This window comes from Novosphingobium sp. (assembly GCF_027486195.1).
Classification (GTDB): Bacteria; Pseudomonadota; Alphaproteobacteria; order Sphingomonadales; family Sphingomonadaceae; genus Novosphingobium.
The window spans coordinates 30,877-54,828 of sequence record NZ_JAIXPP010000045.1; the positions used below are offsets into that span (position 1 = coordinate 30,877).

The window sequence follows — 23,952 nt, forward strand, 5'->3', positions numbered from 1 at the left end:
GCAGTGGGGGTGCGCTTCCTCCTCGATGGCTCGGTGGTCGAACTGGCGGAGCCCGATCCTACGGCCACGCTGCTGGAGACCTTGCGCGGGCCGCTGCGGCGGACAGGGACCAAGGAAGGCTGCGCGGAAGGGGACTGCGGGGCCTGCACAGTGCTGGTGGGCGAGGCGGTTGGCGCTGCGGTGCAATGGCGCGCGGTGAATGCCTGCATCCTGTTTCTGCCGATGATCCACGGCAAGGCGGTGATGACGGTGGACAGCCTTGCGCCGGGGGGCAAGCTCAACCCGTTGCAGGCGTGCATGGCAGCCAATGGCAGCTCGCAGTGCGGGTTCTGCACGCCGGGCTTCGCGATGTCGCTGCATGGGCGGGCGATCGGGGCGCTGGGGAGCGAACTGCCGGTGGCGGACGCGATTGCCGGGAACCTGTGCCGCTGCACCGGGTATGGGCCGATCCTTGAAGCCGGGGAGACGGTGCCAAGGCTGGCGCAGGATGATGGCGCGGTGCTGGCGGGGCTTTCCGAGCTTGCGGGCCATGCGATGGCGAGCGGGAGTTTCGAAGGACGGCAGTGGTTTGTGCCGCGTAGTTCGGACGAGCTGGTCGAAGTGTTGGCGGCGCATCCGCAGGCGCGGATCGTAGCCGGAGCAACCGATGTCGGTCTGTGGGTGACCAAGGGGCTGCGCGATCTGGATTGCCTCGTGTTCATCGGCGATGTGGCTGACCTCAAGGCCATCGAGGAGACGCCGGAGGGCGTCAGGCTGAGTGCAGGCGTGCGTTATGCCGAGGCGCATGGGGCGCTGGCGCGGCTGCATCCGGATCTGGGCGAACTGGTGCGGCGGATCGGGGGCTTGCAGGTGCGCTCTTCGGCAACGGTCTGCGGGAATATCGCCAATGGTTCGCCTATCGGGGATGGTCCGCCCGCGTTGATTGCGCTGGGGGCGGAGCTGACGCTGCGGTCAGCGGCGGGGCGGCGGACGATGCCGCTGGAGGATTATTTTCTCGATTACGGGAAGCAGGACCGGCGGCCGGGCGAGTTTGTCGAGAGCGTCTTCGTGCCGCGTCTGGCGGCGGGAAGTGTAGTACATGTTTCCAAGCTTTCCAGGCGTTTTGACAGCGATATCTCGGCGGTTCTGGGGGCCTTTGCGCTGACTGTGGAGGCGGGAACGATCACCGCCGCGCGGGTGGCGTTTGGCGGCATGGCGGCGACACCGCGGCGAGCGGCGGGGTGCGAGGCGGCGCTAGTGGGCAAGCCGTTCAGCGAGGCAGCGATTGCGGCGGCGGCTGAGGCGCTGAAGGGGGATTTCAGCCCGCTTTCCGATGTGCGCGGCAGCGCGGCCTATCGGATCGAGGTGGCCTCCGCGCTGCTGTGGCGGTTGTGGCACCGCGAGCAGGGCGTGGCTGTTTCCGTGCTGGATGTGGAGGCCTGCTGATGGCGGACAGCAATCCGCTCTGGCCAGAAGCCGCGATGCCGGCGCTGGCGCACGATAGCGCGCATCTGCATGTGGCTGGGCTGGCGCGCTACGTTGATGATGAGCCGGAACTGCCAGGTACTCTGCACCTGACCTTTGGGCTTTCGAGCGAGGCGCGGGCGCGGATTGTCGGGATGGACCTCGATGCCGTGCGCGCGTTTCCGGGGGTGGTGGCAGTCTATACGGCGGCGGATATTCCCGGCGAAAACAATGTCGGCCCGATTGCGCATGACGACCGCGTGTTGGCCGATGGCGAAGTGGTGAGCCATGGCCAGCCGGTGTTTTTGGTCGTGGCGGAAACGCGCCTCGCGGCGCGCAAGGCGGCGCGGCTGGGCAAGGTGAGCTACGAGCCGCATGAGCCTGCGATCACTGTGGAGCAAGCGCGCGCGGCGGGCTCGCGGATCGAGGCTGACCAGCGCATGGCGCGCGGGGATGCCGATGCGGCGCTGGCGGCGGCGGAGCACCGGCTTTCTGGAAGCATCAAGGTCGGGGCGCAGGACCATTTCTATCTCGAGGGACAGGTTGCCCACGCGCGGCCGGGGGAGGATGGGCAGATTCACCTCGTCTCCTCCAGCCAGCATCCCAGCGAAGTGCAACATCTGGTGGGGCATCTGCTGGGCAAGGCCAGCGCTGATGTCACCGTGGAAGTGCGCCGTATGGGCGGGGCGTTCGGCGGCAAGGAAAGCCAGGCCGCGCTGTTTGCCGCCGCCGCCGCGTTGGTTGTGCACCACACCGGGCGGCCCGCAAAGTTCCGCTGCGACCGCGATGACGACATGATCGTGACTGGCAAGCGGCATGATTTCGAGGTGGACTATGACGTCGGCCACGATGGCGAGGGGCGGCTTTCCGCCGTGAAGCTGCGCTTTGGCGGGCGCTGCGGGGCGACGATGGACCTCTCGCCGGGCATCAACGACCGGACGATGTTTCATGCGGACAACTGCTATTTCCTGCCCGAGGTGGAAATCCTTTCGGAGCGGCTGAAGACCAATACGGTTTCAGCGACGGCGTTCCGGGGCTTTGGCGGGCCGCAGGGGATGCTGGCGATCGAGCGGGTCTGCGATGCGGTCGCGGCGCGGCTGGGGCTTGATCCACTGGAGGTGCGCCAGCGCAATCTCTATGGGCCGGGGCGCGATGTGACGCCTTATGGCATGACAATCGAGGATAACATTGCACCGCAACTGGTTGCGCGGCTTCGGGAAACCTCGCGCTATGATGCGCGGCGTGAAGCGATTGCGGCGTTCAATGCGGCCAGCCTGGTGCTCAAGAAGGGGATCGCGCTCACGCCGGTGAAGTTCGGTATCAGCTTTACGACGACGCACCTCAATCAGGCAGGCGCGCTGGTCCATGTCTATTCCGATGGTTCGATCCAGGCGAACCATGGCGGGACCGAGATGGGGCAGGGCCTCCATATCAAGATCGCGCAGATCGTGGCGGACGTGTTCGGCGTGGACGTGGGCACGGTGCGGATCACCGCGACGCGGACCGACAAGGTGCCCAATACTTCGGCGACGGCGGCCTCTTCAGGTGCAGACCTCAACGGCATGGCGGCGTGGCGCGCGGCTATGGCGATCCGCGAACGGATGGCGGATTTTCTGGCGCAGGTGTTCGGCTGCGCGGCGGAGGAAGTGCGGTTTACGGCAGAGGGCGTGGTGGCGGGCGAGGCAAAGCTCTCGTTTGCCGAGGCGGCGCGCAAGGCGTGGCTGGGGCGGATTTCGCTGTCCTCGACCGGGTTTTATGCGACGCCTGAGATCGAATACGACCGGGCTGCGCACCGGGGGCGTCCGTTCTACTACTTTGCCTATGGCGCCGCGGTTTCCGAAGTGGTGGTCGATACGCTGACGGGTGAGCACAAGGTGCTGGCCGTCGATATCCTGCACGATGTGGGGCGCTCGCTGAACCCGGCGATTGACCGGGGGCAGATCGAAGGCGGGTTCGTGCAGGGGCAGGGTTGGCTGACGACCGAAGTGGTGGAGTGGGACGCGAAGGGGCGGCTGCTTAACCATTCGCCCGCGACCTACAAGGTGCCCACGGCTTCTGATCGGCCCAAGCGGATGCAGATCGACTTGTGGGACGGGGAGAACGCGAAGCCGACGATCCACCGCTCCAAGGCCGTCGGCGAGCCCCCGCTGATGCTGGCCAATTCGGTGTTCTGCGCGATTTCGGCGGCGATTGCCGCGACGGCGCCCGAGGTTCGCGAACTGCCGAAGCTCGATGCGCCGGCGACGCCCGAGGCGGTGCTGCGCGCGATTGCCGGGATGCGTGCGTGATGGAGTGGCTGGGTGATCTGGCGCGGTTGGCGGCGGCGGGGCCGGTCGCGATGATCAGCGTGCTCGCGACCGAAGGCTCTGCGCCGCGCGGGGCGGGGACGCGGATGCTGGTGACGGCGGGCGGCCTTACCGGCACCATCGGCGGCGGGGCGCTGGAGTTTCGCGCGGTGGAGCAGGCGCGCGCCGTGCTGGACCATACGCCGGGCACGTGGCGGGTGCAGGACTATCCGCTGGGTCCGCTGCTGGGCCAATGCTGCGGCGGGCGGGTGCGGCTGCTGGTCGAGCATGTGGACCGCGATGCGCTTGGCTGGCTGGCCGGGGCGAGCGAGGGCCGCGTGCTGGTGAGTGTACTTCGGGCCGGTGGAATCGAGCGGCACGTGGGCGATGGTCCGGCGGCGGTGCTGTCGGCGCGGGGCGACAAACCGCGCGAGGGTTCGCGCCTGGCCGAGGTGCTCGGGGGCTATCGGCGGCCACTCTTTCTGTTTGGCGCGGGGCATGTGGGGCAGGCGATTGCGCGGCATGCCATCGGACTGCCGATCCGGCTGGCGTGGTTCGATACGCGGCCCGTGTTTGAGTCGATTTCGGGTGTGACGGTGGTGCCCGAGGCGGCGGCCGAGCAATGCGTGGCGGAGGCACCGGGCGAGGCGGCGCTGGTGATCCTGACGCATGACCATGCGCTCGATTACAGGCTGACTTTGGCGGCGCTGCGCCGCGCGCCGCTGGCGTTTACGGGGCTGATCGGATCGCAGACCAAGCGGGCGCGGTTCCTTTCGCGGCTGGAGCGGGACGGGGTTTCGGCGGAAGCGCGGGGGCGGCTGACCTGCCCGATCGGCCTGCCCGGCGTGACGGGGAAGGAGCCCGACGTGATCGCGGTGGCACTGCTGGCGCAGTTGCTGCAACTTCCGCAAGCGCGGGCCGTGCGGGCAGTGGCGGCATGAGTATCAAGGGGTTCCGGGGTGAAATTCTGAGCCTTTCGCACGATCCGGCGGAAGCGCCGGAGGCGGTGCGGTATGAGGCGGACGGGCTGCTGGTAGTCGAAGCCGGGCGCGTGGTGGCGCGCGGGGCCTTTGACGTCGTTTGCCCTCGCTTTCCGGGGCTTGCCGTGGAGCAACTGGACGGGCTGATCGTCCCCGGCCTCATTGACGCGCATGTCCATTATCCGCAGCTTGGCCGGATCGCGAGCCATGGGGCGCAGCTGCTCGACTGGCTTGAGCGGCATATCTTTCCGGCGGAAAAGGCCTTTGCCGATCCGGCCCACGCGGCGGGCGTGGCGGAAGAGTTCCTCGATGAGTTGCTACGCCATGGGACGACCAGCGCGCTCGTGTTTGCCACTGTGCATGCGGCCTCGGTGGAAGCGTTCTTTGCAGCGGCGGAGGCGCGTGAGCTGCGCATGATCTGCGGCAAGGTGCTGATGGATCTGGGGCCGGATGGTTTGCGCGATACCGTGGAGGAGGCGCGGGCCGAAAGCGCGGCGCTGATTGCCAAGTGGCATGGGCGTGGGCGGCTGGGTTATGCGGTGACGCCGCGCTATGCACTGACGTCGAGCGATGAACAGCTGGCGGCGGCGGGGGAATTGCTGGCCGCGCATCCTGGGGTGCTGCTGCACACGCATCTGGCCGAGAACCATGCGGAGATTGCTGAAGTGGCGGCGCGGTTTACCGAGGCGGTGGACTATCTCGATGCCTATGACCGGTTCGGCCTGGTGACAGAGCGTGCGGTGTTTGCGCATGGGGTGCATCTGCCGGACCGGTCTTGCGCAAGGCTGGCGGAGACGGGCGCGGGGATCGCGGTGTGCCCGAGTTCGAACTTCTTTCTGGGTTCGGGCATGTTCGATTTCGGGCAGGCGGAGCGGCACGGGGTTCGGCTGGGGCTGGGATCGGATATCGGGGCGGGGACTTCGCTTTCGCTGCTCCACAATGGCGGACTGGCCTATCAGGCGGGGCTACCGGGTGGGTATGTGCTCGATCCCTTCCGCGCCTTGTGGCTGGCAACGGGCGGATCGGCGCGGCTGCTCCACATCGAGAGCGAAGTAGGCATGCTGGCCGAGGGGCAGGAGGCGGATTTCGTGGTGCTCGATGATGCCGCAACGCCGTTGATGGCGCGGCGGACGGCGGGGGCCTCGCTGGCGGAGCGGTTGTTTGCGCTGCAGGTACTGGGCGATGATCGGGCCGTGCGGCGGACGTACGTGCTGGGGCGCTGCGCTTGGGATCGTGATGGAGGACGCAAGTGAAGGATTTCATCGCCAGCCTGCCCAAGGCCGAGCTCCACCTCCATATCGAGGGGAGCCTTGAGCCCGAGCTGATGTTTGCGCTGGCGGAGCGCAACGGGATCGCCATTCCCTATGGGAGCGTGGAGGACGTGCGGGCGGCCTATGCCTTCTCCAACCTGCAGGACTTCCTCGACATCTACTATGCGGGTGCAGGTGTGCTGCAAACCGAGGCGGATTTTCGCGATCTCGCCATGGCCTACTTCGAGCGCGCGGCGGCGGACGGCGTGGTCCATGCCGAGATCATGTTCGATCCGCAGACGCACACCGACCGGGGGATCGCCTTTGCCACAGTGATCGAGGGGCTGCTGGCGGCTATGGCCGAGGCTGAAGCGCGGCTTGGGATCACTTCGCTGCTGATCATGAGTTTCCTGCGGCACTTGAGCGAGGAGGCGGCGTTCGAGACACTGACAATGGCGGAGCCTTGGCTCGACCGGATCACGGCAGTCGGGCTGGATTCGAGCGAAGTCGGGCATCCGCCGAGCAAGTTCGCGCGGGTGTTTGCGGCGGCGCGGGCCAAGGGCTTGATGCTGACCGCGCACGCAGGCGAGGAAGGTCCTCCCGAATATGTTTATGATGCGCTCGATCAGCTTGGGGTCGACCGGATCGACCATGGCAACCGGGCGCTGGAAGATGCGGCGCTAGTGGCGCGGCTCGCGGCTGAGGGGATGACGCTGACGGTGTGTCCGCTCTCCAACCTCAAACTATGCGTGGTGGACGATCTGGCAGCGCATCCGATCGACCGGATGCTGGCGGCGGGCCTGAAGGCCACGATCAATTCGGACGATCCCGCCTATTTCGGCGGCTATATTGCCGACAACTACCGCGCGGTGGCGTCTGCGCGGGGGCTTTCGCGGGGTGATCTGGTGCAGCTCGCCAAAAACAGCTTTACCGGCTCGTTCCTGCCGGCGGACGCAGTGGCGCGGCACCTTGCGGCTATCGACGCTGTTGCAGGCGCATAAAACACCTCTTGCGCGGGGGCGGGCGCGCAGGCCAAGGACGGTGCAACGATCCATCACATGGGAATTTGCCATGCTTCGCCAGACGCTTGCCTTGCTTCTGCTCTCGACCTCAGTGTCTGCTGCCGCGCAGTCCGCACCAGCGGCGGTGACCGAACAGCCTTCACGCGTGTTCGCCGGGTCCGATCTGTTCGGCCTGGAAATGGCGGATGGCCCCCAGATCAGCCCGGACGGAACCCGCGTTGCCTATGTGCGCAAGGCGGGTGATGTGATGGCCGACAAGATGCGCTCATCCATCTGGCTGGTCGATGCGAAGACGGGCGAGCAAGTGCCGCTGGCGGGCTCGGGCTCGCAGTTCTCGCCCGTCTGGTCGCCAGATGGCAAGCGGCTGGCCTATGTCGGGATGGAAGAGGGCGGCTCGCCGCAGCTTTATGTCCGCTGGATGGAGAGCGGGGCGACGGCGCGGATCACGGGGCTGCCGGATTCGCCTTCGAGCCTCGCGTGGTCGCCCGATGGCAAGCAGATCGCTTATGTGATGCACGTGCCGGGCGAGGCGACCAAGTTTGGTGAAGCGCCCGCCAAGCCCGAGGGCGCGAAGTGGGCTGAGCCGCTCGAAGTGATCGACCGCGTGACGTACCGCGCCGATGGCGGCGGATATATCAAGCCGGGGTACGATCAGGTGTTTGTCGTTTCTGCCGACGGCGGGGCACCGCGCCAGCTGACCTTCGGCAAGTTCGATGTTTCGGGGCCGCTCTCGTTTGCGCCCGATGGCAAGACGCTGGTGCTTTCCTCCAATCGCCGGGGCGATTGGGAGCGTGAGCCGAACGACAGCGAGGTCTTTGCGCTGGATGTGGCGGGCGGAGCGCTGACGCAGCTGACCAGGCGCTATGGGCCGGATCATGGCGCCGTGGTTTCGCCCGATGGCAGCCGGATCGCCTACCTCGGCTATGACGATACGCACCTGAGCTACCAGCCGGATGTGCTCTCTGTGATGGACCGTGACGGTTCGAACGGACGCGCGCTGACTGCCGGTCTCGATCGCAGCATCGAGGATGTGCAGTGGGCCGCAGACGGGCGCTCGGTCTATGTTGCCTATGACGACAAGGCCGTGCGCAAGGTGGCGCGGGTCGATCTGGCGGGCAAGCTGACGGTGCTGGCCGAAGGGCTGGCCGGGGGCGGGATCGACCGGCCTTATACCGGGGGCAGCTTCAGCGTTTCCAAGGGCGGGGTGATTGCCTGGACTGGCGATGCGAGTGGCGGCGCGCGTCCGGCCAATCTCTTCGTGGGCAAGCGGCAAGTCACACAGCTGAACGAGACACAGCTCTCGGCCAAGACGCTCGGCAAGGTTGAGCCGCTTGACGTGACGGCGAGCGACGGGCGCAAGATCGGCGCTTGGCTCGTGCTGCCGCCGGGGTATCAGGCGGGCAAGCGCGTGCCCCTGATCCTTGAAATCCATGGCGGGCCACACAGCGCCTATGGTCAGGTCTTCTCGACCGACGACCAGCTTTATGCGGCGCACGGCTATGCGGTGCTGTTCACCAATCCGCGCGGCTCCACCTCGTATGGCAGCGATTTTGCCAACCTGATCGACAAGAACTACCCCAGCGACGACTACGGCGATCTGATGAGCGCGGTGGATGCGGCGATCGCGAAGGGCGTGGCCGATCCTGACAACCTGTTCGTGACGGGCGGTTCGGGTGGCGGCGTGCTGACCAGCTGGATCGTGGGCAAGACCGACCGGTTCAAGGCGGCGGCGGCGCAGAAGCCAGTGATCAACTGGATCAGCGAGGCGCTGACCATGGACGGCACCGGCTTCACCTCGCGCTACTGGTTCAAGAAGCAGCCTTGGGAAGACCCGATGAGCTACTGGAACCGCTCGCCGCTCTCGTTGGTCGGCAATGTGAAGACGCCGACGATGGTCGTGGTGGGGAGCGAGGACTTCCGCACGCCGGTGAGCGAATCCGAACAGTACTATGCGGCGCTCCAGATTCGGGGCGTGCCAACCGCGCTGGTCAAGGTGCCGGGGGCCAGCCACGGCGGGTTCACCGCGCGGCCTTCGCAATCGGCGGCGAAGGCATCGGCGATCCTTGCGTGGTTCGACAAGTATCGGACCGATGCGGGCAAGGCGAAGTGAGGCGCTGATGCTGCGGCGGGTTCTTCTGGCGCTTCTGCTCTTGCTGGCGGCACCTGCGTGGGCCGCCGAGCCTAGGCGGCAGGTGATCATCGATGACGAGGGTTTCGCGATCCCGCATCTGATGCTGCTGGAGGACCCGCGCGTGGAAGTGCTGGGGATCACCACGGTTTCGGGTAACGTCTGGGCCAACCGCGCAACCGCGATGGTGCTGCGCGGGCTTGAGCTGCTCGGCCGCACCGAGGTTCCGGTGGCCGAGGGCGCGACCTTTCCGCTGCTCAACAGCGAGGCGCGCACCGAGCGGTGGGAAGCGCTTTACGGCAAGCTGGTGTGGAAAGGCGCCTTCATGAAGCAGTGGGCCGAGCCGACTGCGCAATCTGCTCCGCCCTATCACGGGCCGTTCGATCCGGTGGACCTGCCGTGGGGCAACCCCAAGCTCAAGGCGCTGAATGAGCCGGCGGCGCAGTTCCTGATCCGCACGGTGCGGGCGCATCCGCATGCCGTGACAATCTTTGCGACCGGGCCGCTTACCAATCTGGCGCTGGCGCAGCGGCTCGATCCCGAGTTCGCCTCGCTGGTGAAAGAGCTTGTGATCATGGGCGGGAGCCTTGCGCCCCGGCAGGTGCTGGAGGGCAAGTCCGCCGCGGATTTCGCGCGCGAGTTTGTCAACACGCCGCGGCGCGAGTTCAACATCCGCTTTGATCCCGAAGCGGCAAGCATGGCGGCGCATGCGCCCTGGCCCAAGGTGACCATCGTGCCCGCCGATCCTTCGACCGCGACGCAGCTTTCGCCGGCGCTGCTGGAGCGGCTGGCCAAGGCCTCGCGCCCGCCGGTGGCGGCGTTCCTGCGGCGGATGGAACCTGGCTTTCCGATGTGGGACGAGATTGCTGTGGCGGTCTGGCTCGACCCGTCCATCGTCACGAAGGCGGAGCGGCTGTGGTATGATTTCGATGTGCAGTTCGGGCCGGGCTACGGCGACATGCTGACCTGGCACGATGCCTATCGCCCCGGGCTCGACGAGGGGCAGGCCGATGTGGTGATGTCGGTCGATGTGCCGCGCATGGAAGCGCTGATGGCGAGGGCGCTGGGAGAAAAGTAGGGATTTGTTCGCGCAGAGCCCGCAGAGAGCGCAGAGATGCCGTGTGCGCCGCAGGCGATGCGCTTTGCTGATCACTTGATGAATTGAAGCGGCTTTGCCGCATGCGCTGACAACTCCGCGCGCTCTGCGCGAGCCCATCCCGGCCGCGCGTGGGTGGTGACAGCGGCGCCGTGTGAGTTCTAAGGAACGTCGAAATACTGCGGAGGCTTGCGCCATGAATGCCAATCTCGTTGCCGTGTTCCTTGCCCGCCATGCGGGGCACGAGGCCAAGCCGGCGTGGTTGTGGCAGGGGGATACGGTCTGCACCTTCGGCGAACTGCCTGCCGCCATCGGCAGGTATCGTGCGGCAATGGCGCAGCTGGGCGTGACGCGCGGCGACCGGGTGATGATCAAGGCGGAAAACTCGCCGGCTTTCGCGCTGACCTATCTGTCGGTGCTTGCCTCCGGCGCGATCGCGGTGCCGGTGAACCCGGCCTATACCGCGAGCGAACTGGCGATGCTGATCGAGGATGCCGCGCCGGTGCTGCTGGTGCATGGCAGCGCGACAGCGGTGCCGGAAGGCAAAACGCCGCAGCGCATGACGTTGGAGCCGGACGGTTCGGGCACGCTGCCCGCGCTGGCGGCGGGGCTGGAGCCGGATCTGGCCGTAGAAGTCATGGCCGAGACGGATCTGGCTGCGATTCTGTTTACTTCGGGCACCACCGGGCGGCCCAAGGGCGCGATGCTGATGCACCGCAACCTCTCGTCCAATGTGGCGGCGCTGTTCGAGACCTGGCAGTTTTCGGACGCCGACTCCATCCTGCACAGCCTGCCCTTGTTTCATGCGCACGGGCTGTTCGTGGCGCTGCATCTGGGGCTCTACAGCGCGGCGACGGTGCATCTGCTGGGCAAGTTCGATGCGGCGAAAGTCGTGGCGCTGCTGCCCAAGGTGAGCGTGTTCATGGGGGTGCCGACCTTCTACACGCGGCTGCTGGAGCGCGCGGACTTCGGGCGCGAGGCGGTGCGCACTATCCGGCTGATGATTTGCGGTTCGGCGCCGCTGCTGCCTTCGGTGTTCGCCGAGATCGAGGCGCGCACCGGGCACCGCATTCTGGAACGCTACGGCATGACAGAGGCGGCGATGATCACCTCGAACCCCTACGCGCCTGAGGGCCGGATTCCGGGGACTGTCGGCTATCCGCTGCCGGGCGTGGAGCTGCGCGTGGTCGGCGGGGAAAGGCGGAGCGAATTGCCGCCGGGCGAAGTTGGCGAGATCGAGATTAGGGGGCCGAACCTGTGCGCCGGGTACTGGCGCCGCCCCGAAGCGACGGCAGAGGCCATCGGGCCGGACGGGTTCTTCGTGACGGGGGACACCGGCTTCAAGGACGAGAGCGGGCGCGTGACCATCGCGGGGCGGTCCAAGGACCTGATCATTTCGGGCGGCTTCAACATCTATCCGGCGGAGCTGGAAATGGTGCTCGCCGAAGTGGACGGGGTCAGCGACGTTGCCATCATCGGGGTGCCGCATCCCGATTTCGGCGAAGGCGTGGTTGCGGTGGTGACGGCGGCGCGGCCTGATCTGGAACTTGCGGCGATCGAGGCGGTTGCCCGCGAGAAGCTGGCGCGCTTCAAGCAGCCCAAGGCAATCCGCATCGTGCCGGAGTTTCCCCGCAACGCCATGGGCAAAGTGCTGAAAGCCGAGCTTCGGCGGCGGTTCGCCGGTCTCTTTTCAGAAGAAATCTAGCGGCTTTGAACGGCATTGCCCGGAGCTGGGACACCGGAGAAATCGTCACCTCCTAGCGCGCGGTAGAGCGCGACGAGGTTGCTTGCGCGCAGCAGCCGGGCGCTGATCAGCGAGCGCTGCGCGGCGTAGAGCGCGCGCTGCGCGTCGAGGCTTTCGAGGAACGAGGCAACGCCGCCGCGATACCGATCGGTGGTCAGAAAGGCGGTATCGCGGGCCGCCGCCTCCAGCGCGGACTGCGCGGCGATCTGATCTGATATCGTCGCCCGGCGCGCGAGGGCATCGGAGACGTCGCGGAAGGCGACCTGGATCGCGCGCTGGTAGCTAGCCGTCGCCGCCTCGGTCTGTGCACGCGCGGCGACGAGATTGCCGCTGTTGGCGCCCCCGGCGAAGATCGGGAGGCTGGCCGATGCTCCGGCGTTGTAAGCGAATGCACCGCCGGTGAAGAGCCCGGACAGCGCCGAACTCGCAAGGCCACCCGCGCCAGTGAGCGAGATGCGCGGGAAGAATGCAGCGCGCGCGGCGCCGATGCGGGCATTGGCGGCGCGCAGCTGGTATTCCGCTTCCATCACGTCCGGTCGGCGGAGCAGGATGCTCGAGGCGAGCCCGACTGGAACCGGCCCGACCTGACCGTCGATGCTCTCGATCGCGTCAGGCAGATCGGCATCGCGCACAGGTCCGCCGATGAGCAGTTCGAGCGCGTTGCGATCCTGTTCGACGATTGTCGTCAGGTTCGCCAGGTCCGAGCGCGCCGTTGCCTGAATGGTTTCGGCCTGCCGCAGATCGGTACGCGGCGCGATCCCGCCCGCGAGGCGTGCGCTGGTAAGGCCGACGCTGCGCTGGGCGCTGACCGCAGTCTGCCGTGCGATTGCCAGCAGGCTGCGGTCGGCCGCGAGGGTGAAGTAGACGTCGGCGATATCAGCGGCGAGGGTCAGCCGGGTCGCGCGGGCCGCCTGCTCGGTTGCGAAATAGGCGTTGAGCTGGGCATCGCTGAGGCTGCGCAGCCGCCCGAACAGATCGAGCTCGAACGCGGACGCGCCAATGTTGACGCTGTAGTTCTCGCGCAGCCCGCCACCCGCTGTTCCGTTGCCCACGTTGCCGCTGCCGACGTTGCCGCTGCCGATGTTGCCTGCGCCGCCATCGTTCAGGGTGGCAGCGGCCGCTGCGTTGATCGCGGGGAGCAGCGCGGCACGCTGGACGCGGTAGAGCCCGCGTGCGGCGGCGACGTTGGCCACGGCTGCTTTGAGGTCCTGGCTATGTTCCAGCCCGCGCTCGATCAGGGCTTGCAGCCGGACATCGTGAAAGATCGCGCGATAGCCGAGCGCGGCGAGATCGGTCTCGCTCGCCAGCAGGGCCGGATCGGCGATCCGCCAGCCTGTTGGAACTGCTGGCGCGGGCCGCATGTACTTGGGCTGGAGACTGCATGCACCCAGCAGGCCCGGCAGCGCCGCGATCAGCAGGAGGGTGGCTGCGCGCTTCATACCGGTTTGCTCCTGCGGCTGAACGCGCGGCGCACGAGCACGAAGAACAGCGGCACGAAGAAGATCGCGAGGGCAGTGGCCGTCAGCATGCCGCCGATCACGGCGGTGCCGATCTCGACGCGGCTCTTGGCCCCCGCGCCGGTCGAAAGCGCGAGCGGCAGGACGCCGAAGATGAAGGCAAGGCTGGTCATGACAATCGGGCGCAGCCGCAGCCGCGCGGCCTCAAGCGCGGCTTCCACGGCCGATTTCCCCGCCTTTTCGGCCTGCTCCGCAAATTCGATGATGAGGATCGCGTTCTTCGCGGAAAGGCCCATCGTGGTGAGCAGCCCCACCTGGAAGAACACGTCGTTGTCCAGCCCGCGCAGCCAGACGGCGAGAGCCGCGCCGAGAAGTCCGATGGGGATCACCAGCATGACCGCAAACGGCACGGACCAGCTTTCATAAAGCGCCGCGAGGCACAGGAACACGACGAGCAGCGAGATCGCGTAGAGAAACGGCGCCTGATTTCCGGACAGGCGTTCCTGAAAGGACAGATCCGACCATGCCACCGAGGTTCCCGGCTGCTTCGCCGCCAGCGCAGCGATTGCGTTCATCGCCTCGCCCGAACTGTGGCCCGGCGCGGCCTGGCCCTGGATCTGGTACGCCGGTGTCGCATTGAAGCGGGACAGGTTCGATGGTGCCTGCCCCCAGCTGACTTTGGCGAACGCGGAGAAGGGCGCCATTTCTCCCGTGTTGCCCCGGACGAACCAGTTCGCAAGATCCTCGGGCCGGCTGCGATAGGGTGCGTCACCCTGAACATAGACGCGCTTGACCCTGCCCCTGTCGATGAAATCGTTCACATAGGTGCCGCCCCATGCCGTGGCGAGAGTCTGATCGACTTGCGTGGAAGTCAGCCCCAGCGCGCCGATCTTCTCGTCGTCGATTGTCACCGCAAGCGTGGGATTGTCCTCGAGCGTGCCGAGGCGGATGGCGGCGAGGGCGGGATCGCTTTGCGCATCCTGCAACAGGGCATCGCGCCGGGCCTTGAATTCGGCGCGGCTCAATCCCCCGGTGTTGAGGAATTGCATGGTGAATCCGTTCGACTGGCCAAGCCCGCGCACGGCAGGCGGGGCCAGCGCGAAGAATTCCGCATCGCGCAGCAGCTTGCCCAGTTCGGCGGTCGCCTTCTTGGTGATCGAGTCCGAACTCAGCGCACTTCCCGTGCGCTCGTCCCACGGCTTCAGCAGGATGAAGCCGCGCCCCGCGTTTTGCCCGCCGCCGCCGCCGCCGCCCTGGCCCGATACGGTGTAAACCGCCTCGACCCCATCCTGCATCGATGTGCGGAAGTAGTCCTGAATGATCTTCGCGACCGCCTCCGTGCGAGGCTGGATCGCCCCCGGAGGCAGTGTATACTGAAGCTGGGCGCGGCCCTGATCCTCCACCGGCAGGAAGCTGGAGGGGAGGAAAGTGAAGACGAGCACCAGCAAGCCGACGATCGCGGCATAGGCGGCCATTGCCCCCCTCGCGCCTGTGATCGTTTTCGCCACGCGTTCCCGGTAGCGATCCGATGTGCGGGCGAACCACGCATTGAAACGATCGCCCTGCAGCGCCGCCCATCCGCGCAGGCCCGCCTGCGGCTTTGCCGCCGCATCTGGACGCTTCAGCAAGGTGGAGGTGAGCGCGGGGGTCAGCACCAGCGCGACAATCACCGAGAGTGCCATCGAGGCGACAATGGTTATCGAGAACTGCTTGTAGATCACGCCGACCGAACCGCCGAAGAATGCCATCGGCAGAAACACGGCGGAAAGGACGAGAGCAATCGCGATGAGGGCCGTCTGGATCTCGCCCATCGACTTGATCGTGGCGTCATGGGCCGAGATATCGGGCTCTTCGTCCATCACCCGCTCGACATTCTCGACCACCACGATCGCATCGTCGACAAGCAGGCCGATGGAGAGCACCATGCCGAACAGGGTCAGTGTGTTGATGCTGAACCCGGCGATGGCAAGAACACCGAAGGTGCCCAGCAGCACCACCGGCACCGCGATTGCGGGTATCAGCGTGGCGCGCCAGCTCTGCAGAAACACGAACATCACGATGACCACCAGAATGATGGCCTCGATCAGGGTCTTGACGACTTCTTCCACCGAGAGGCGGATGAACGTCGTGCTGTCGACCGGATAGGCAAACTTGAAGCCGTCCGGGAAGGTTGCCGATTGGGCCTGGACTTCGGCCTTGACCAGTTCGGCAGTCTTGAGCGCATCGGCACCCGGTGCGAGCTGCACGGCAAGCCCTGCGGCCGGGTGGCCGTTGAACCGGCTCACGATGCTGTAGTTTTCTGCGCCCAGTTCGATCCGCGCCACGTCCTGCAGCAGCACACGGGATCCGTCGCTCTGGGTCTTGAGCACGATCTTGCGGAATTCCTCGGGCGTGGTCAGCCGCGAGCGCGCCGTGACCGTGGCGGTGAGGCGCTGCTCGTCCGAGGAGGGCTGAGCGCCGATCTGGCCCGCTGCGACTTGCGTGTTCTGCGCCTGAATCGCACTGGTCACGTCCGAGGGCATGAGCTTGACCGCGGCAAGCTTGAAGGGATCGAGCCAGATCCGCATCGCATATTGCGACCCGAACACGCTGACATCGCCCACGCCGTCGATCCGCCCGATCCGGTCCTGCAGGTTCGAGACGAGGAAGTCCGAGACGTCGTTGTTGGTCACCCGGTCGGTCGAATCATAGACCGAGACAATCATCAGGAAGTCCGAGCTGGCTTTGGTGACCGTGAGCCCCTGCTGCTGCACCTGCTGCGGCAACCGCGCCAGAGCCTGCTGAACCTTGTTCTGGACCTGCACTTGCGCGATGTCCGGATTGACCCCCTTGGCGAAGGTGGCGGTGATCGTGGCCGAGCCGGACGAACTGGATGACGCGGTGAAGTAGATCAGGCCGTCGATGCCGGTCAGTTGCTGCTCGATCACCTGCGTGACGCTGGATTCAAGCGTTTCGGCAGAGGCGCCCGGATAGTTTGCGCGGATGTTGACAGAAGGCGGAGCGATATCGGGATACTGCTCGATCGGCAGCGTATAGACCGCGCCGAGCCCGCCCAGCATGATGATGATCGCGATGACCCACGCAAAGATCGGGCGATCGATGAAAATGCGGGAAATCATGCCCGTCTCAAGGCTTGCGCTGTTTCGGGCCGGCCGCCGGCTTCGATCCCGCGGGAACAGGGACGATCTTGCCATCCGGCTTGATCTTGCCCAGCCCTTCAACGATCACCCGGTCGCCCGGCTTCAGTCCGCCGGTCACCAGCCACTTGTCGCCAATGGTCTGTTCGGCGGTGATGCTGGTGCGCTTCGCCGTGTTTCCCGGGCCGACGAGCATGACCGTGGCGACCCCGCGCGCATCGCGCGAAACGCCTGCTTGTGGCACGAGCATGCCGCGCGCCACGGTTGCCTGTGACAGCACCGCACGGACGTACATGCCGGGAAGCAGGAGGCCATCCGGATTGGGAAAGCGTGCGCGCAAGGTCACCGTTCCGGTGCTGGCATCGACCATTGGTTCGGTAAACTGCAAGGTCCCGGTATGGCTGTAGCGGCTGCCATCCTCGAGCGTGAGGCTGACCGGCGCCGAAGACGGCGAGGTCGATCCCGACGCCAGCGAGCGGCGCAGCTTGAGCAGATCCACACTGGATTGCTGGATATCGACGAAGATCGGGTCCAGCCGCTCGATCGTGGTGAGCGGTGCGGCCTGGTTGGCGGTCACCAGCGCTCCGGTGGTCGCGAGCGACCTGCCGATCCGCCCGCTGATCGGGGCAGGAACCCGCGTGAAGCGCAAGTTGATCCTCGCCGTATCGAGCTGCGCGCGCGTCTGGGCCACGCTCGCAGATGCCTGGCGCGATGCCGCGAGCGCGTCGGTATAGTCCTGCTTGCTGACCGCCTCGATCTCGGCCAGCGGACGCAGCCGTTCGGCCTTCTGCGCCACAGAGGCGCGCAGGGCGGTTGCGCTCGCGAGATTTGCCTCAGCCTCTGCGGCGGCTGCGCGGTAGAGGCTGGGATCGATCTGGTAGAGTGTCTGCCCGGCGCTGACCAGCGCGCCCTCGGTAAACTGCCTGGCCCGGATCACGCCTGAAACCTGCGGCCGGACTTCGGACACCTCATAAGCTGCCGTGCGGCCTGCCAGCACGGTGGGGAGCGCAACCTCCTCCTCGCGCATGACCACATACCCCGCCTCCGGCGTCGGCGGGGCACGCTTTGCAGGCGCCCCCGAGCATCCGGAGAGGAGCGCGCCCAGACCGGCTGCGGCGCAAAGCGCATGGTGCATGACATTGCTGCGGCGCGCTGGATGGCTGGCCGAAACCCGGGTCCGCCAAAATTCGTGAATCACCTTGGAGGAGCGCCTTTCCTGCTTGCCAACGGACACAGCGCGCACTTCACAATTCGCAGCGGGTCTACGCAAGCGAAAACCCACCGGTTGGCCCGGCGTTCCTGTTGTAGTATCACCTTTTTTTGGCATTCATGCAATCAAGGAACGGGGTTGGTTAACACACACTGTCGACGTTTTCCTTCCGGTTAGCTTCTCACCGGGCGGAGCACATGCAACGCCCTGCTGATCCCGCCGCTTCCAAATCCCGTTTAACCGGCAATCAGCCGATACCCGATTGCCGGTTCGTTGCGGATACAGGAGGATTGCACCTCCTCGCCCAGCTTGCGCCGGATGGCACGGATCGTCACCCGCAAGTATTCCAGATCGGCTTCATGGGCCGGGCCCCAGATCTTGCGCAGGAGATGCGCATGCGTGACGACGCGGCCGGCGTTTCGCGCCAGTTCGGTCAGCACGGCGTACTCCTTCGGTGCGAGGTGTATTTCGGTGCCGCCCTTGGTTACCCGGCGAACGGCGAAGTCGATCTCCAGATCTCCCGTTCTCACAGTCTCCTCGTCGGCGTTTTCGCGGCGGGCCCGGTGGCGCAGGGCGGTGCGGACGCGCGCGGTGACTTCTTCGGTGTCGAATGGCTTTGTGATGTAATCATCGGCACCGAGGTCGAGCGCGGCGACTTTCTCTTCCGTGGCATCGCGCGCGGAAACGACGAGCAGGGCCGTGCCCGTGCGCTTGATGACCGGCACGAGCTCCAGGCCGTCCCGATCAGGAAGGCCAAGATCAAGCAGCACGACTTCGGGGTGATCGATGGCGAGCGCGGCCACTGTCTCGCGGGCGTTGCCGGCCTCGATAACGCGATAGTCCTGCCGCTCGAGCGCCCGCCTGAGCAGGCGGCGGATGGAGGCTTCGTCGTCCACGACAAGAACCACCGTTGTCCCGGTCATGCGAGGTCCTCTGCGGCAATCGGGCTGATGATCGCGGCCGGAAATCCGATCACGAAACGGGCGCCGGTGTGGTCTGGCCTGTTCTGTGCCCTGACCTTGAGGCCCATGGCTTCGGCAAAGCCCTTCACGATCGCCAGGCCAAGCCCGGTCCCGCCCTTGCGGTCAGACCCATCGAGCCGGGTGAAGGAATCGAATATCCGCAGCTCCTCCCCAGCGGGAATGCCGGGGCCGGCATCGCAGATATCCATCTCGATGCCATCGGGCCTGCGCCGTGCGGCGATGCGGATCGGTGTGCCTGCCGGCCCATGCTTGGCCGCGTTGTCGATCAGGTTGATCAGGCAGTGATGGAAGAGCCGGGGATCGATGCGTACAAGCGGCAGGCTCGGCGGAATGGCGATCTCGACCGGGTGCTCATCGAGCACGCGGCGCAGATCATGGGCGGCGGCCGAGACCGCCTCGGCAAGATCAACCGGCTCGAGCGATTGCTGGAGAGCGCCCGCCTCGATCCGCACCATATCGAGCAGATTGGCAACGAAGCGGTTGACCCGCTCGGCCTCGCCGCGCGCCTGGGTGATCTGTTCGCGCTGCACGGCGCTTGCGGGTTCGATTTCGGCAAGCAGGCCCACAACGGCGGTGAGGGGCGTGCGCAGATCGTGGCCGACCGAGGAGAGCAAGGCTGCTCGCAGCCGATCACGCTCGCGCATCTGGGCGACGTCCGTCATCTGCTCTTCGAGAGCGATGCGTTCAAGGGTCTGGCCCGCTTGATCGAGGAGCGATAACAGCAGTGGCAACTGGTCTGGCCGCACAGGCCGCCCCGCATCGCGGCGGGCCAGACCGATCACCGCATGGACGCGTTCGCCCGATGCGATCGGATGGAAGCTCCATTCCGAGGCGGTCAGCGTATCGGAGCCGTTGCCGGCCGGGCGGCCCTGGGCGAACGCCCACTGCGCCGCTGCCATTTCGATCGGTGCGATCTGCACGTTACCCGGCAGGGACGCTTCGACCGCGAGCTCGCCCCCTGCCGGGCGCAGCAGCACGGTATGGGCATCGAACACGCGGGCCGTTTCGCCGCAGAGGAGCATCCCGAGTTCGGTTCGCTGGCTCACCCCGGTCAACTGCCGGGCAAATCCGGCCAGCGTGGAGTTCTGCAGCGCGCTCGCGCGCGAAAGCTCCGCCTGATCGCGCGTCTGCGAGGCAATCTGGCTCGCAACCACGGCAACGCCCAGCAGCACCAGCACGGTAATCAGGTTCTGCGGGTCGGAAATGGTGAATGTGTAGAGCGGCGGAATGAAGAAGAAATTGTAGGCGAGCGAGGAAGCCACCGCGGTGGCCAGGGCCGGCCGCAAGCCGAACCGCGTGGCCGCCGCCATGACCGGCAGCAGATAGAGCAAGGCGACATTGGTGATCGAGCCAAGGCTGGTGATGTAGGATCCCAAGGCCGTGACCACACCGGTCAGGGCCAAGGCGATGGCATAGTGGCGCGGCATGCCCCAGTGCGTCGCTGTCCCGGTGCCGGGCCTGCTTACCTCAGGCGTGTTGCCAAGCGGGAGGACATGGACCGCAATTCCCGGCATTTCGCGCACCAGCCTGTCGACCACGGAACCGTGGCGCAGCTCGAACCAGCGCGAGCGGGCGGTCTTTCCGACAAAGAGCTGCGTCGCCCGCGCTTCGGCGACTGCAAGCTTGAGCCCCTCCGTGACCGAAGCGGCGGGGATCGTCACAACCGCTGCGCCAAGCTGGGTTGCGAGATGCAGGACGTCGGCCAGCGTCTTGCGCGCGCCGTCGCCCAGTTGCAGCGAGCGGGGTGTCTCGATGTGGACGGCGGTCCATGGTGCATGGAGCGCATCGGCCATCCGGCGCCCGGCGCGCACGAGTTCCGCCGCCGATTCCTGCTCGCTCAGGGCGACGAGGATGCGTTCACCCGAACCCCAGATCCCGCCAAGCGCCTGCGCGCGAACCAGTTCGAGGATCTGCGTATCGACCACTTGCGCGGCGCGGCGCAGCGCCAGTTCGCGCAAGGCCGAAAGATTGGATTTCGAGAAGAAATGGCCAAGCGCGCGGCTGGCCTCTTCGGGGACATAGACCTTGCCCTCGCGCAGCCGCTCGATCAGCTCGTCGGGCGGGATGTCGACAACCTCGATCTCCGCAGAATCGAGCACGCGGTCGGGCACGGTTTCGCGCACGCGGACACGCGTGAAGGAGGCGACCAGATCGTTGAGGCTTTCCAGGTGCTGGATATTGAGCGTGCTCCAGACATCGAGCCCGGCGGACCGCAATTCCTCGACATCCTGCCAGCGCTTGTCATGCCGGCTGCCCGGTGCGTTGGTATGCGCCAGCTCGTCGACCAGCACGAGCGCCGGCCGCCGCGCGAGGATGGCATCGATGTCCATTTCCTCAAGCGTCTGGCCGCGATGCTCGAACCGCGCGCGCGGCAGGACTTCGAACCCGCGCAGCCGGGCTGCCGTTTCCGCCCGCCCATGGGTCTCGACCACGCCGACCACCACATCGACGCCGCTGTCGCGCCGTTCGGCGGCGCGGCTCAGCATCTCGAACGTCTTGCCCACGCCGGGAGCCGCCCCGAGGAAAACCTTGAGGCGGCCACGTCCCTCGCGCTGCGCGGCACGCAGCAGGGCATCGGGATCCGGGCGGGCTTCGTTCACCGCTTCGATGATGCACCGCTCGCGGGCAGGGAGTCGAGCGCCAGATTGAGTTCCAGCACGTTGATCACGGGCTCTCCGAACACGCCGAAAAGCGGTTGCTGGGTGTGCGCCGCGACCTGCGCCGCAACCTCCGCCAGGCTCAACTTCCGCGCTGTAGCGACGCGTGCGGCCTGGAACAAAGCCGCCTCGGGGCTGATATGGGGGTCGAGCCCCGAGGCGGAAGTGGTCACCAGATCGGCAGGAACGGGGGAATCTGGTGAGGTCCGGAGCGTGGCAAGATCGGTGCGGACGCGGTCGGCAAGGGCTGCGCTGGCAGGGCCGAGATTCGATCCCGACGACGCGGTGGGATCATACCCTTTGCCCGCTGCCGAGAGACGGCCATGGAAATAGCGATCGCTGGTGAAGGCCTGCCCGATCAGCGAAGAGCCGATCACGCGGTCGCCGCTGCGGATCAGGCTGCCATTGGCCTGCGCGGGGAACAGGGCCTGTCCAATGCCGGTCAGCACCAGCGGGTAGACGAGGCCCAGCAGCAGCGCGAACAACGCCGTCATCATGAAGGCCGGCCGCAGGGTGGAAGCAATGTCCTTGAGCATGGAACCAGTACCTCTCAGACGAGATGGAAGGACACGACGGCGAGATCGATCAGCTTGATGCCCGCGAAGGGCGCGACGAGGCCGCCAAGGCCGTAGATGGAAAGGTTGCGCGCCAGCAGGGGGCCTGCGCCCATGGGTGTGTACTTCACGCCCTTGAGCGCCAGCGGCACCAGCGCGGGAATGATCAGCGCATTGAACATGATCGCCGAAAGGATCGCGCTTTGCGGGCTCGCCAGACCCATCACGTTGAGCACGCCGAGACCGGGGTAGAGCGCGACGAAGATGGCCGGGATGATCGCGAAATACTTGGCGACATCGTTGGCGACGGAGAACGTGGTGAGCGCACCGCGGGTCATCAGCAGTTGCTTGCCGAGCCCGACGATCTCGATCAGCTTGGTCGGGTCGCTGTCGAGATCAACCATGTTGCCGGCCTCGCGCGCGGCCTGGGTGCCGGTGTTCATGGCGACGCCGACATCGGCCTGCGCAAGCGCGGGCGCATCATTGGTGCCGTCGCCGCACATGGCGACCAGCCGCCCGCCCTGCTGCTCCTTGCGGATGAGCGCGAGCTTGTCCTCGGGCGTGGCCTCGGCCAGAAAGTCGTCGACACCGGCTTCCGCCGCGATGGCAGCGGCAGTCAAGGGATTGTCGCCGGTGATCATCACGGTGCGGATGCCCATGCGGCGCAATTCGCCGAACCGTTCGCGCACCCCGGCCTTGATCACGTCCTTGAGCGCGATGACGCCGAGCAGTTCACCGCCATCGGCCACCGCCAGCGGGGTCTGCCCCTGCCGTGCGATCATGTCGGACGCGCGGCGCAGGGCCTCTCCGGCAGGCGTTTCAGCCGCTGCCGGATTGGCCCGCAGCACCGCATCGACCGCGCCCTTCTGCACCAGCCGCGTACCGAGCCGAAGTCCGGACAGGCGGGTCTGCGCGGTGAACGGGATGACCTCGGCGCTGGCGGGAAGGGCAATCTCGGCAAGACCGAAGGTATCGCGGGCCAACCGGACGATCGAGCGGCCTTCGGGCGTCTCGTCGGCAAGGCTTGCAAGCAAAGCGGCCTGGGCGAGGGCATCCGCCTGCACCTCGGGCAGCGGCGCAAACTCGCTCGCCTGCCGGTCGCCGATGGTGATCGTGCCGGTCTTGTCGAGCAGCAGCACGTCGACATCGCCCGCCGCCTCCACCGCGCGGCCCGACTTGGCAAGCACGTTGAAGCGCACCAGCCGGTCCATCCCGGCGATCCCGATCGCGGAGAGCAGCGCGGCAATCGTGGTGGGGATCAGGGTGATGAGCAGTGCTGCCAGCATCGCGACGGGTACGCGTCCCCCGGCATAGGCGGCGAAGGCCGGAATGGTCGTGACCGCGATCAGGAAGATGATGGTGAGGCCCACCAGCAGGATCGTCAGCGCGATCTCGTTGGGAGTCTTCTGCCGCTCCGCCCCTTCGACGAGCGCGATCATGCGGTCGAGGAAGCCCTGACCCGGTTCCTGCGTCACCCGCACCACGATGCGGTCGGAAATGACGCGCGTGCCGGCGGTGACGGCCGAGCGGTCGCCGCCCGCCTCACGGATCACCGGCGCACTTTCGCCGGTGATCGCGGCTTCGTTGACGCTGGCGACGCCTTCGATGACTTCGCCGTCGGCCGGGATGAGATCGCCGGTCTCGACCAGCACGGTGTCGCCGCGCTTGAGCCGGGCTGCCGGAACGCTGGTGCCATCAGGTAGCCGCGCGACGAGATCAGACTTGGTGGCCCGCAGCGAGGCCGCCTGCGCCCGGCCGCGTCCTTCGGCGAGCGCTTCGGCAAAGGTGCCGAAGAGCACGGTCAGCCAGAGCCAGGCGATCAGCTGGATCTGGAACGCCAGCGAAAGCCCGCTGTCGCCGACGGCAAGCAGCACGGTGAGCAACAGCGCGACCACGGCGGTGGTGAACAGCACCGGATTGCGCACGAGCTGCGCCGGTGCGAGCTTGCGGACGGAATCGCCGAGCGCCGGGATGATCAGTTCAGCCGAAAACATCGATGTGGGATG

15 protein-coding genes are annotated in these 23,952 nt (G+C 66.6%); 8 read left to right on the forward strand and 7 right to left on the reverse strand.

All coding sequences use genetic code 11. The annotated features are described in order from the left end of the window. Positions 1 to 3: 3 nt before the first annotated feature. The 8 genes from xdhA (at position 4) to Q0071_RS09125 (ending at position 11,909) form a co-directional block, all read left to right on the forward strand. On the forward strand, positions 4 to 1,425 hold the full coding sequence (xdhA, locus tag Q0071_RS09090) for a xanthine dehydrogenase small subunit (RefSeq protein ID WP_298167771.1): 1,422 nt from the start codon (positions 4 to 6) through the stop codon (positions 1,423 to 1,425). Continuing rightward, positions 1,425 to 3,731 (forward strand): xanthine dehydrogenase molybdopterin binding subunit, encoded by a 2,307-nt coding sequence (gene xdhB, locus Q0071_RS09095; RefSeq protein ID WP_298167773.1) that lies wholly within the window; start codon positions 1,425 to 1,427, stop codon positions 3,729 to 3,731. The genes xdhA and xdhB overlap by 1 nt, the downstream gene beginning before the upstream one ends. Further along, positions 3,731 to 4,669: a xanthine dehydrogenase accessory protein XdhC gene (xdhC, locus tag Q0071_RS09100; protein WP_366886309.1), complete on the forward strand. Its 939-nt coding sequence runs from the start codon at positions 3,731 to 3,733 to the stop codon at positions 4,667 to 4,669. The genes xdhB and xdhC overlap by 1 nt, the downstream gene beginning before the upstream one ends. Next, on the forward strand, positions 4,666 to 5,961 hold the full coding sequence (gene guaD, locus Q0071_RS09105) for a guanine deaminase (protein WP_298167777.1): 1,296 nt from the start codon (positions 4,666 to 4,668) through the stop codon (positions 5,959 to 5,961). The genes xdhC and guaD overlap by 4 nt, the downstream gene beginning before the upstream one ends. Next, positions 5,958 to 6,959: an adenosine deaminase gene (locus Q0071_RS09110; protein ID WP_298167779.1), complete on the forward strand. Its 1,002-nt coding sequence runs from the start codon at positions 5,958 to 5,960 to the stop codon at positions 6,957 to 6,959. The genes guaD and Q0071_RS09110 overlap by 4 nt, the downstream gene beginning before the upstream one ends. A gap of 70 nt (positions 6,960 to 7,029) precedes the next feature. Next, a complete protein-coding gene (locus tag Q0071_RS09115; RefSeq protein WP_298167781.1) occupies positions 7,030 to 9,090 on the forward strand; it encodes a S9 family peptidase in 2,061 nt (686 codons plus the stop codon). Positions 9,091 to 9,097: 7 nt separating this feature from the next. Beyond that, positions 9,098 to 10,186, forward strand: a complete 1,089-nt coding sequence (locus Q0071_RS09120) for a nucleoside hydrolase (RefSeq protein WP_298167782.1) — start codon at positions 9,098 to 9,100, stop codon at positions 10,184 to 10,186. Between the two features lie 214 nt (positions 10,187 to 10,400). Further along, positions 10,401 to 11,909 (forward strand): AMP-binding protein, encoded by a 1,509-nt coding sequence (locus tag Q0071_RS09125; RefSeq protein WP_298167785.1) that lies wholly within the window; start codon positions 10,401 to 10,403, stop codon positions 11,907 to 11,909. Here the strand turns inward: Q0071_RS09125 and Q0071_RS09130 are convergent. The 7 genes from Q0071_RS09130 to kdpB form a co-directional block, all read right to left on the reverse strand. Beyond that, entirely contained in the window at positions 11,906 to 13,387 is a 1,482-nt protein-coding gene (locus Q0071_RS09130; RefSeq protein ID WP_298167789.1) for an efflux transporter outer membrane subunit, read from the reverse strand. The two genes, Q0071_RS09125 and Q0071_RS09130, sit on opposite strands and share 4 nt — an antisense overlap. Beyond that, on the reverse strand, positions 13,384 to 16,524 hold the full coding sequence (locus Q0071_RS09135; protein WP_298167791.1) for a multidrug efflux RND transporter permease subunit: 3,141 nt from the start codon (positions 16,522 to 16,524) through the stop codon (positions 13,384 to 13,386). The genes Q0071_RS09130 and Q0071_RS09135 overlap by 4 nt, the downstream gene beginning before the upstream one ends. Positions 16,525 to 16,531: 7 nt before the next feature. Next, on the reverse strand, positions 16,532 to 17,677 hold the full coding sequence (locus Q0071_RS09140; RefSeq protein WP_298167883.1) for an efflux RND transporter periplasmic adaptor subunit: 1,146 nt from the start codon (positions 17,675 to 17,677) through the stop codon (positions 16,532 to 16,534). A gap of 311 nt (positions 17,678 to 17,988) precedes the next feature. Then, the gene (locus Q0071_RS09145) at positions 17,989 to 18,675 is read right to left on the reverse strand and encodes a response regulator transcription factor (protein ID WP_298167794.1); all 687 of its coding nucleotides are present in this window, start codon (positions 18,673 to 18,675) and stop codon (positions 17,989 to 17,991) included. Then, positions 18,672 to 21,335: a sensor histidine kinase KdpD gene (locus Q0071_RS09150; RefSeq protein WP_298167797.1), complete on the reverse strand. Its 2,664-nt coding sequence runs from the start codon at positions 21,333 to 21,335 to the stop codon at positions 18,672 to 18,674. Before Q0071_RS09150 ends, Q0071_RS09145 begins: the two co-directional genes overlap by 4 nt. Beyond that, the gene (gene kdpC / locus Q0071_RS09155; RefSeq protein WP_298167800.1) at positions 21,332 to 21,928 is read right to left on the reverse strand and encodes a potassium-transporting ATPase subunit KdpC; all 597 of its coding nucleotides are present in this window, start codon (positions 21,926 to 21,928) and stop codon (positions 21,332 to 21,334) included. Before kdpC ends, Q0071_RS09150 begins: the two co-directional genes overlap by 4 nt. 14 nt (positions 21,929 to 21,942) lie before the next feature. Beyond that, the gene (gene kdpB, locus Q0071_RS09160) at positions 21,943 to 23,940 is read right to left on the reverse strand and encodes a potassium-transporting ATPase subunit KdpB (protein WP_298167885.1); all 1,998 of its coding nucleotides are present in this window, start codon (positions 23,938 to 23,940) and stop codon (positions 21,943 to 21,945) included. Between the last annotated feature and the right edge of the window lie 12 nt (positions 23,941 to 23,952).

Coding starts and splice junctions, on each gene's coding strand:
- xdhB (WP_298167773.1), top strand. CDS start 1,425: ATGGCGGACAGCAATCCGCTCTGGCCAGAAGCCGCGATGCCGGCGCTG.
- xdhC (WP_366886309.1), top strand. CDS start 3,731: ATGGAGTGGCTGGGTGATCTGGCGCGGTTGGCGGCGGCGGGGCCGGTC.
- guaD (WP_298167777.1), top strand. CDS start 4,666: ATGAGTATCAAGGGGTTCCGGGGTGAAATTCTGAGCCTTTCGCACGAT.
- Q0071_RS09115 (WP_298167781.1), top strand. CDS start 7,030: ATGCTTCGCCAGACGCTTGCCTTGCTTCTGCTCTCGACCTCAGTGTCT.
- Q0071_RS09120 (WP_298167782.1), top strand. CDS start 9,098: ATGCTGCGGCGGGTTCTTCTGGCGCTTCTGCTCTTGCTGGCGGCACCT.
- Q0071_RS09125 (WP_298167785.1), top strand. CDS start 10,401: ATGAATGCCAATCTCGTTGCCGTGTTCCTTGCCCGCCATGCGGGGCAC.
- Q0071_RS09130 (WP_298167789.1), bottom strand. CDS start 13,387: ATGAAGCGCGCAGCCACCCTCCTGCTGATCGCGGCGCTGCCGGGCCTG.
- Q0071_RS09135 (WP_298167791.1), bottom strand. CDS start 16,524: ATGATTTCCCGCATTTTCATCGATCGCCCGATCTTTGCGTGGGTCATC.
- Q0071_RS09140 (WP_298167883.1), bottom strand. CDS start 17,677: ATGCACCATGCGCTTTGCGCCGCAGCCGGTCTGGGCGCGCTCCTCTCC.
- Q0071_RS09145 (WP_298167794.1), bottom strand. CDS start 18,675: ATGACCGGGACAACGGTGGTTCTTGTCGTGGACGACGAAGCCTCCATC.
- kdpC (WP_298167800.1), bottom strand. CDS start 21,928: ATGCTCAAGGACATTGCTTCCACCCTGCGGCCGGCCTTCATGATGACG.
- kdpB (WP_298167885.1), bottom strand. CDS start 23,940: ATGTTTTCGGCTGAACTGATCATCCCGGCGCTCGGCGATTCCGTCCGC.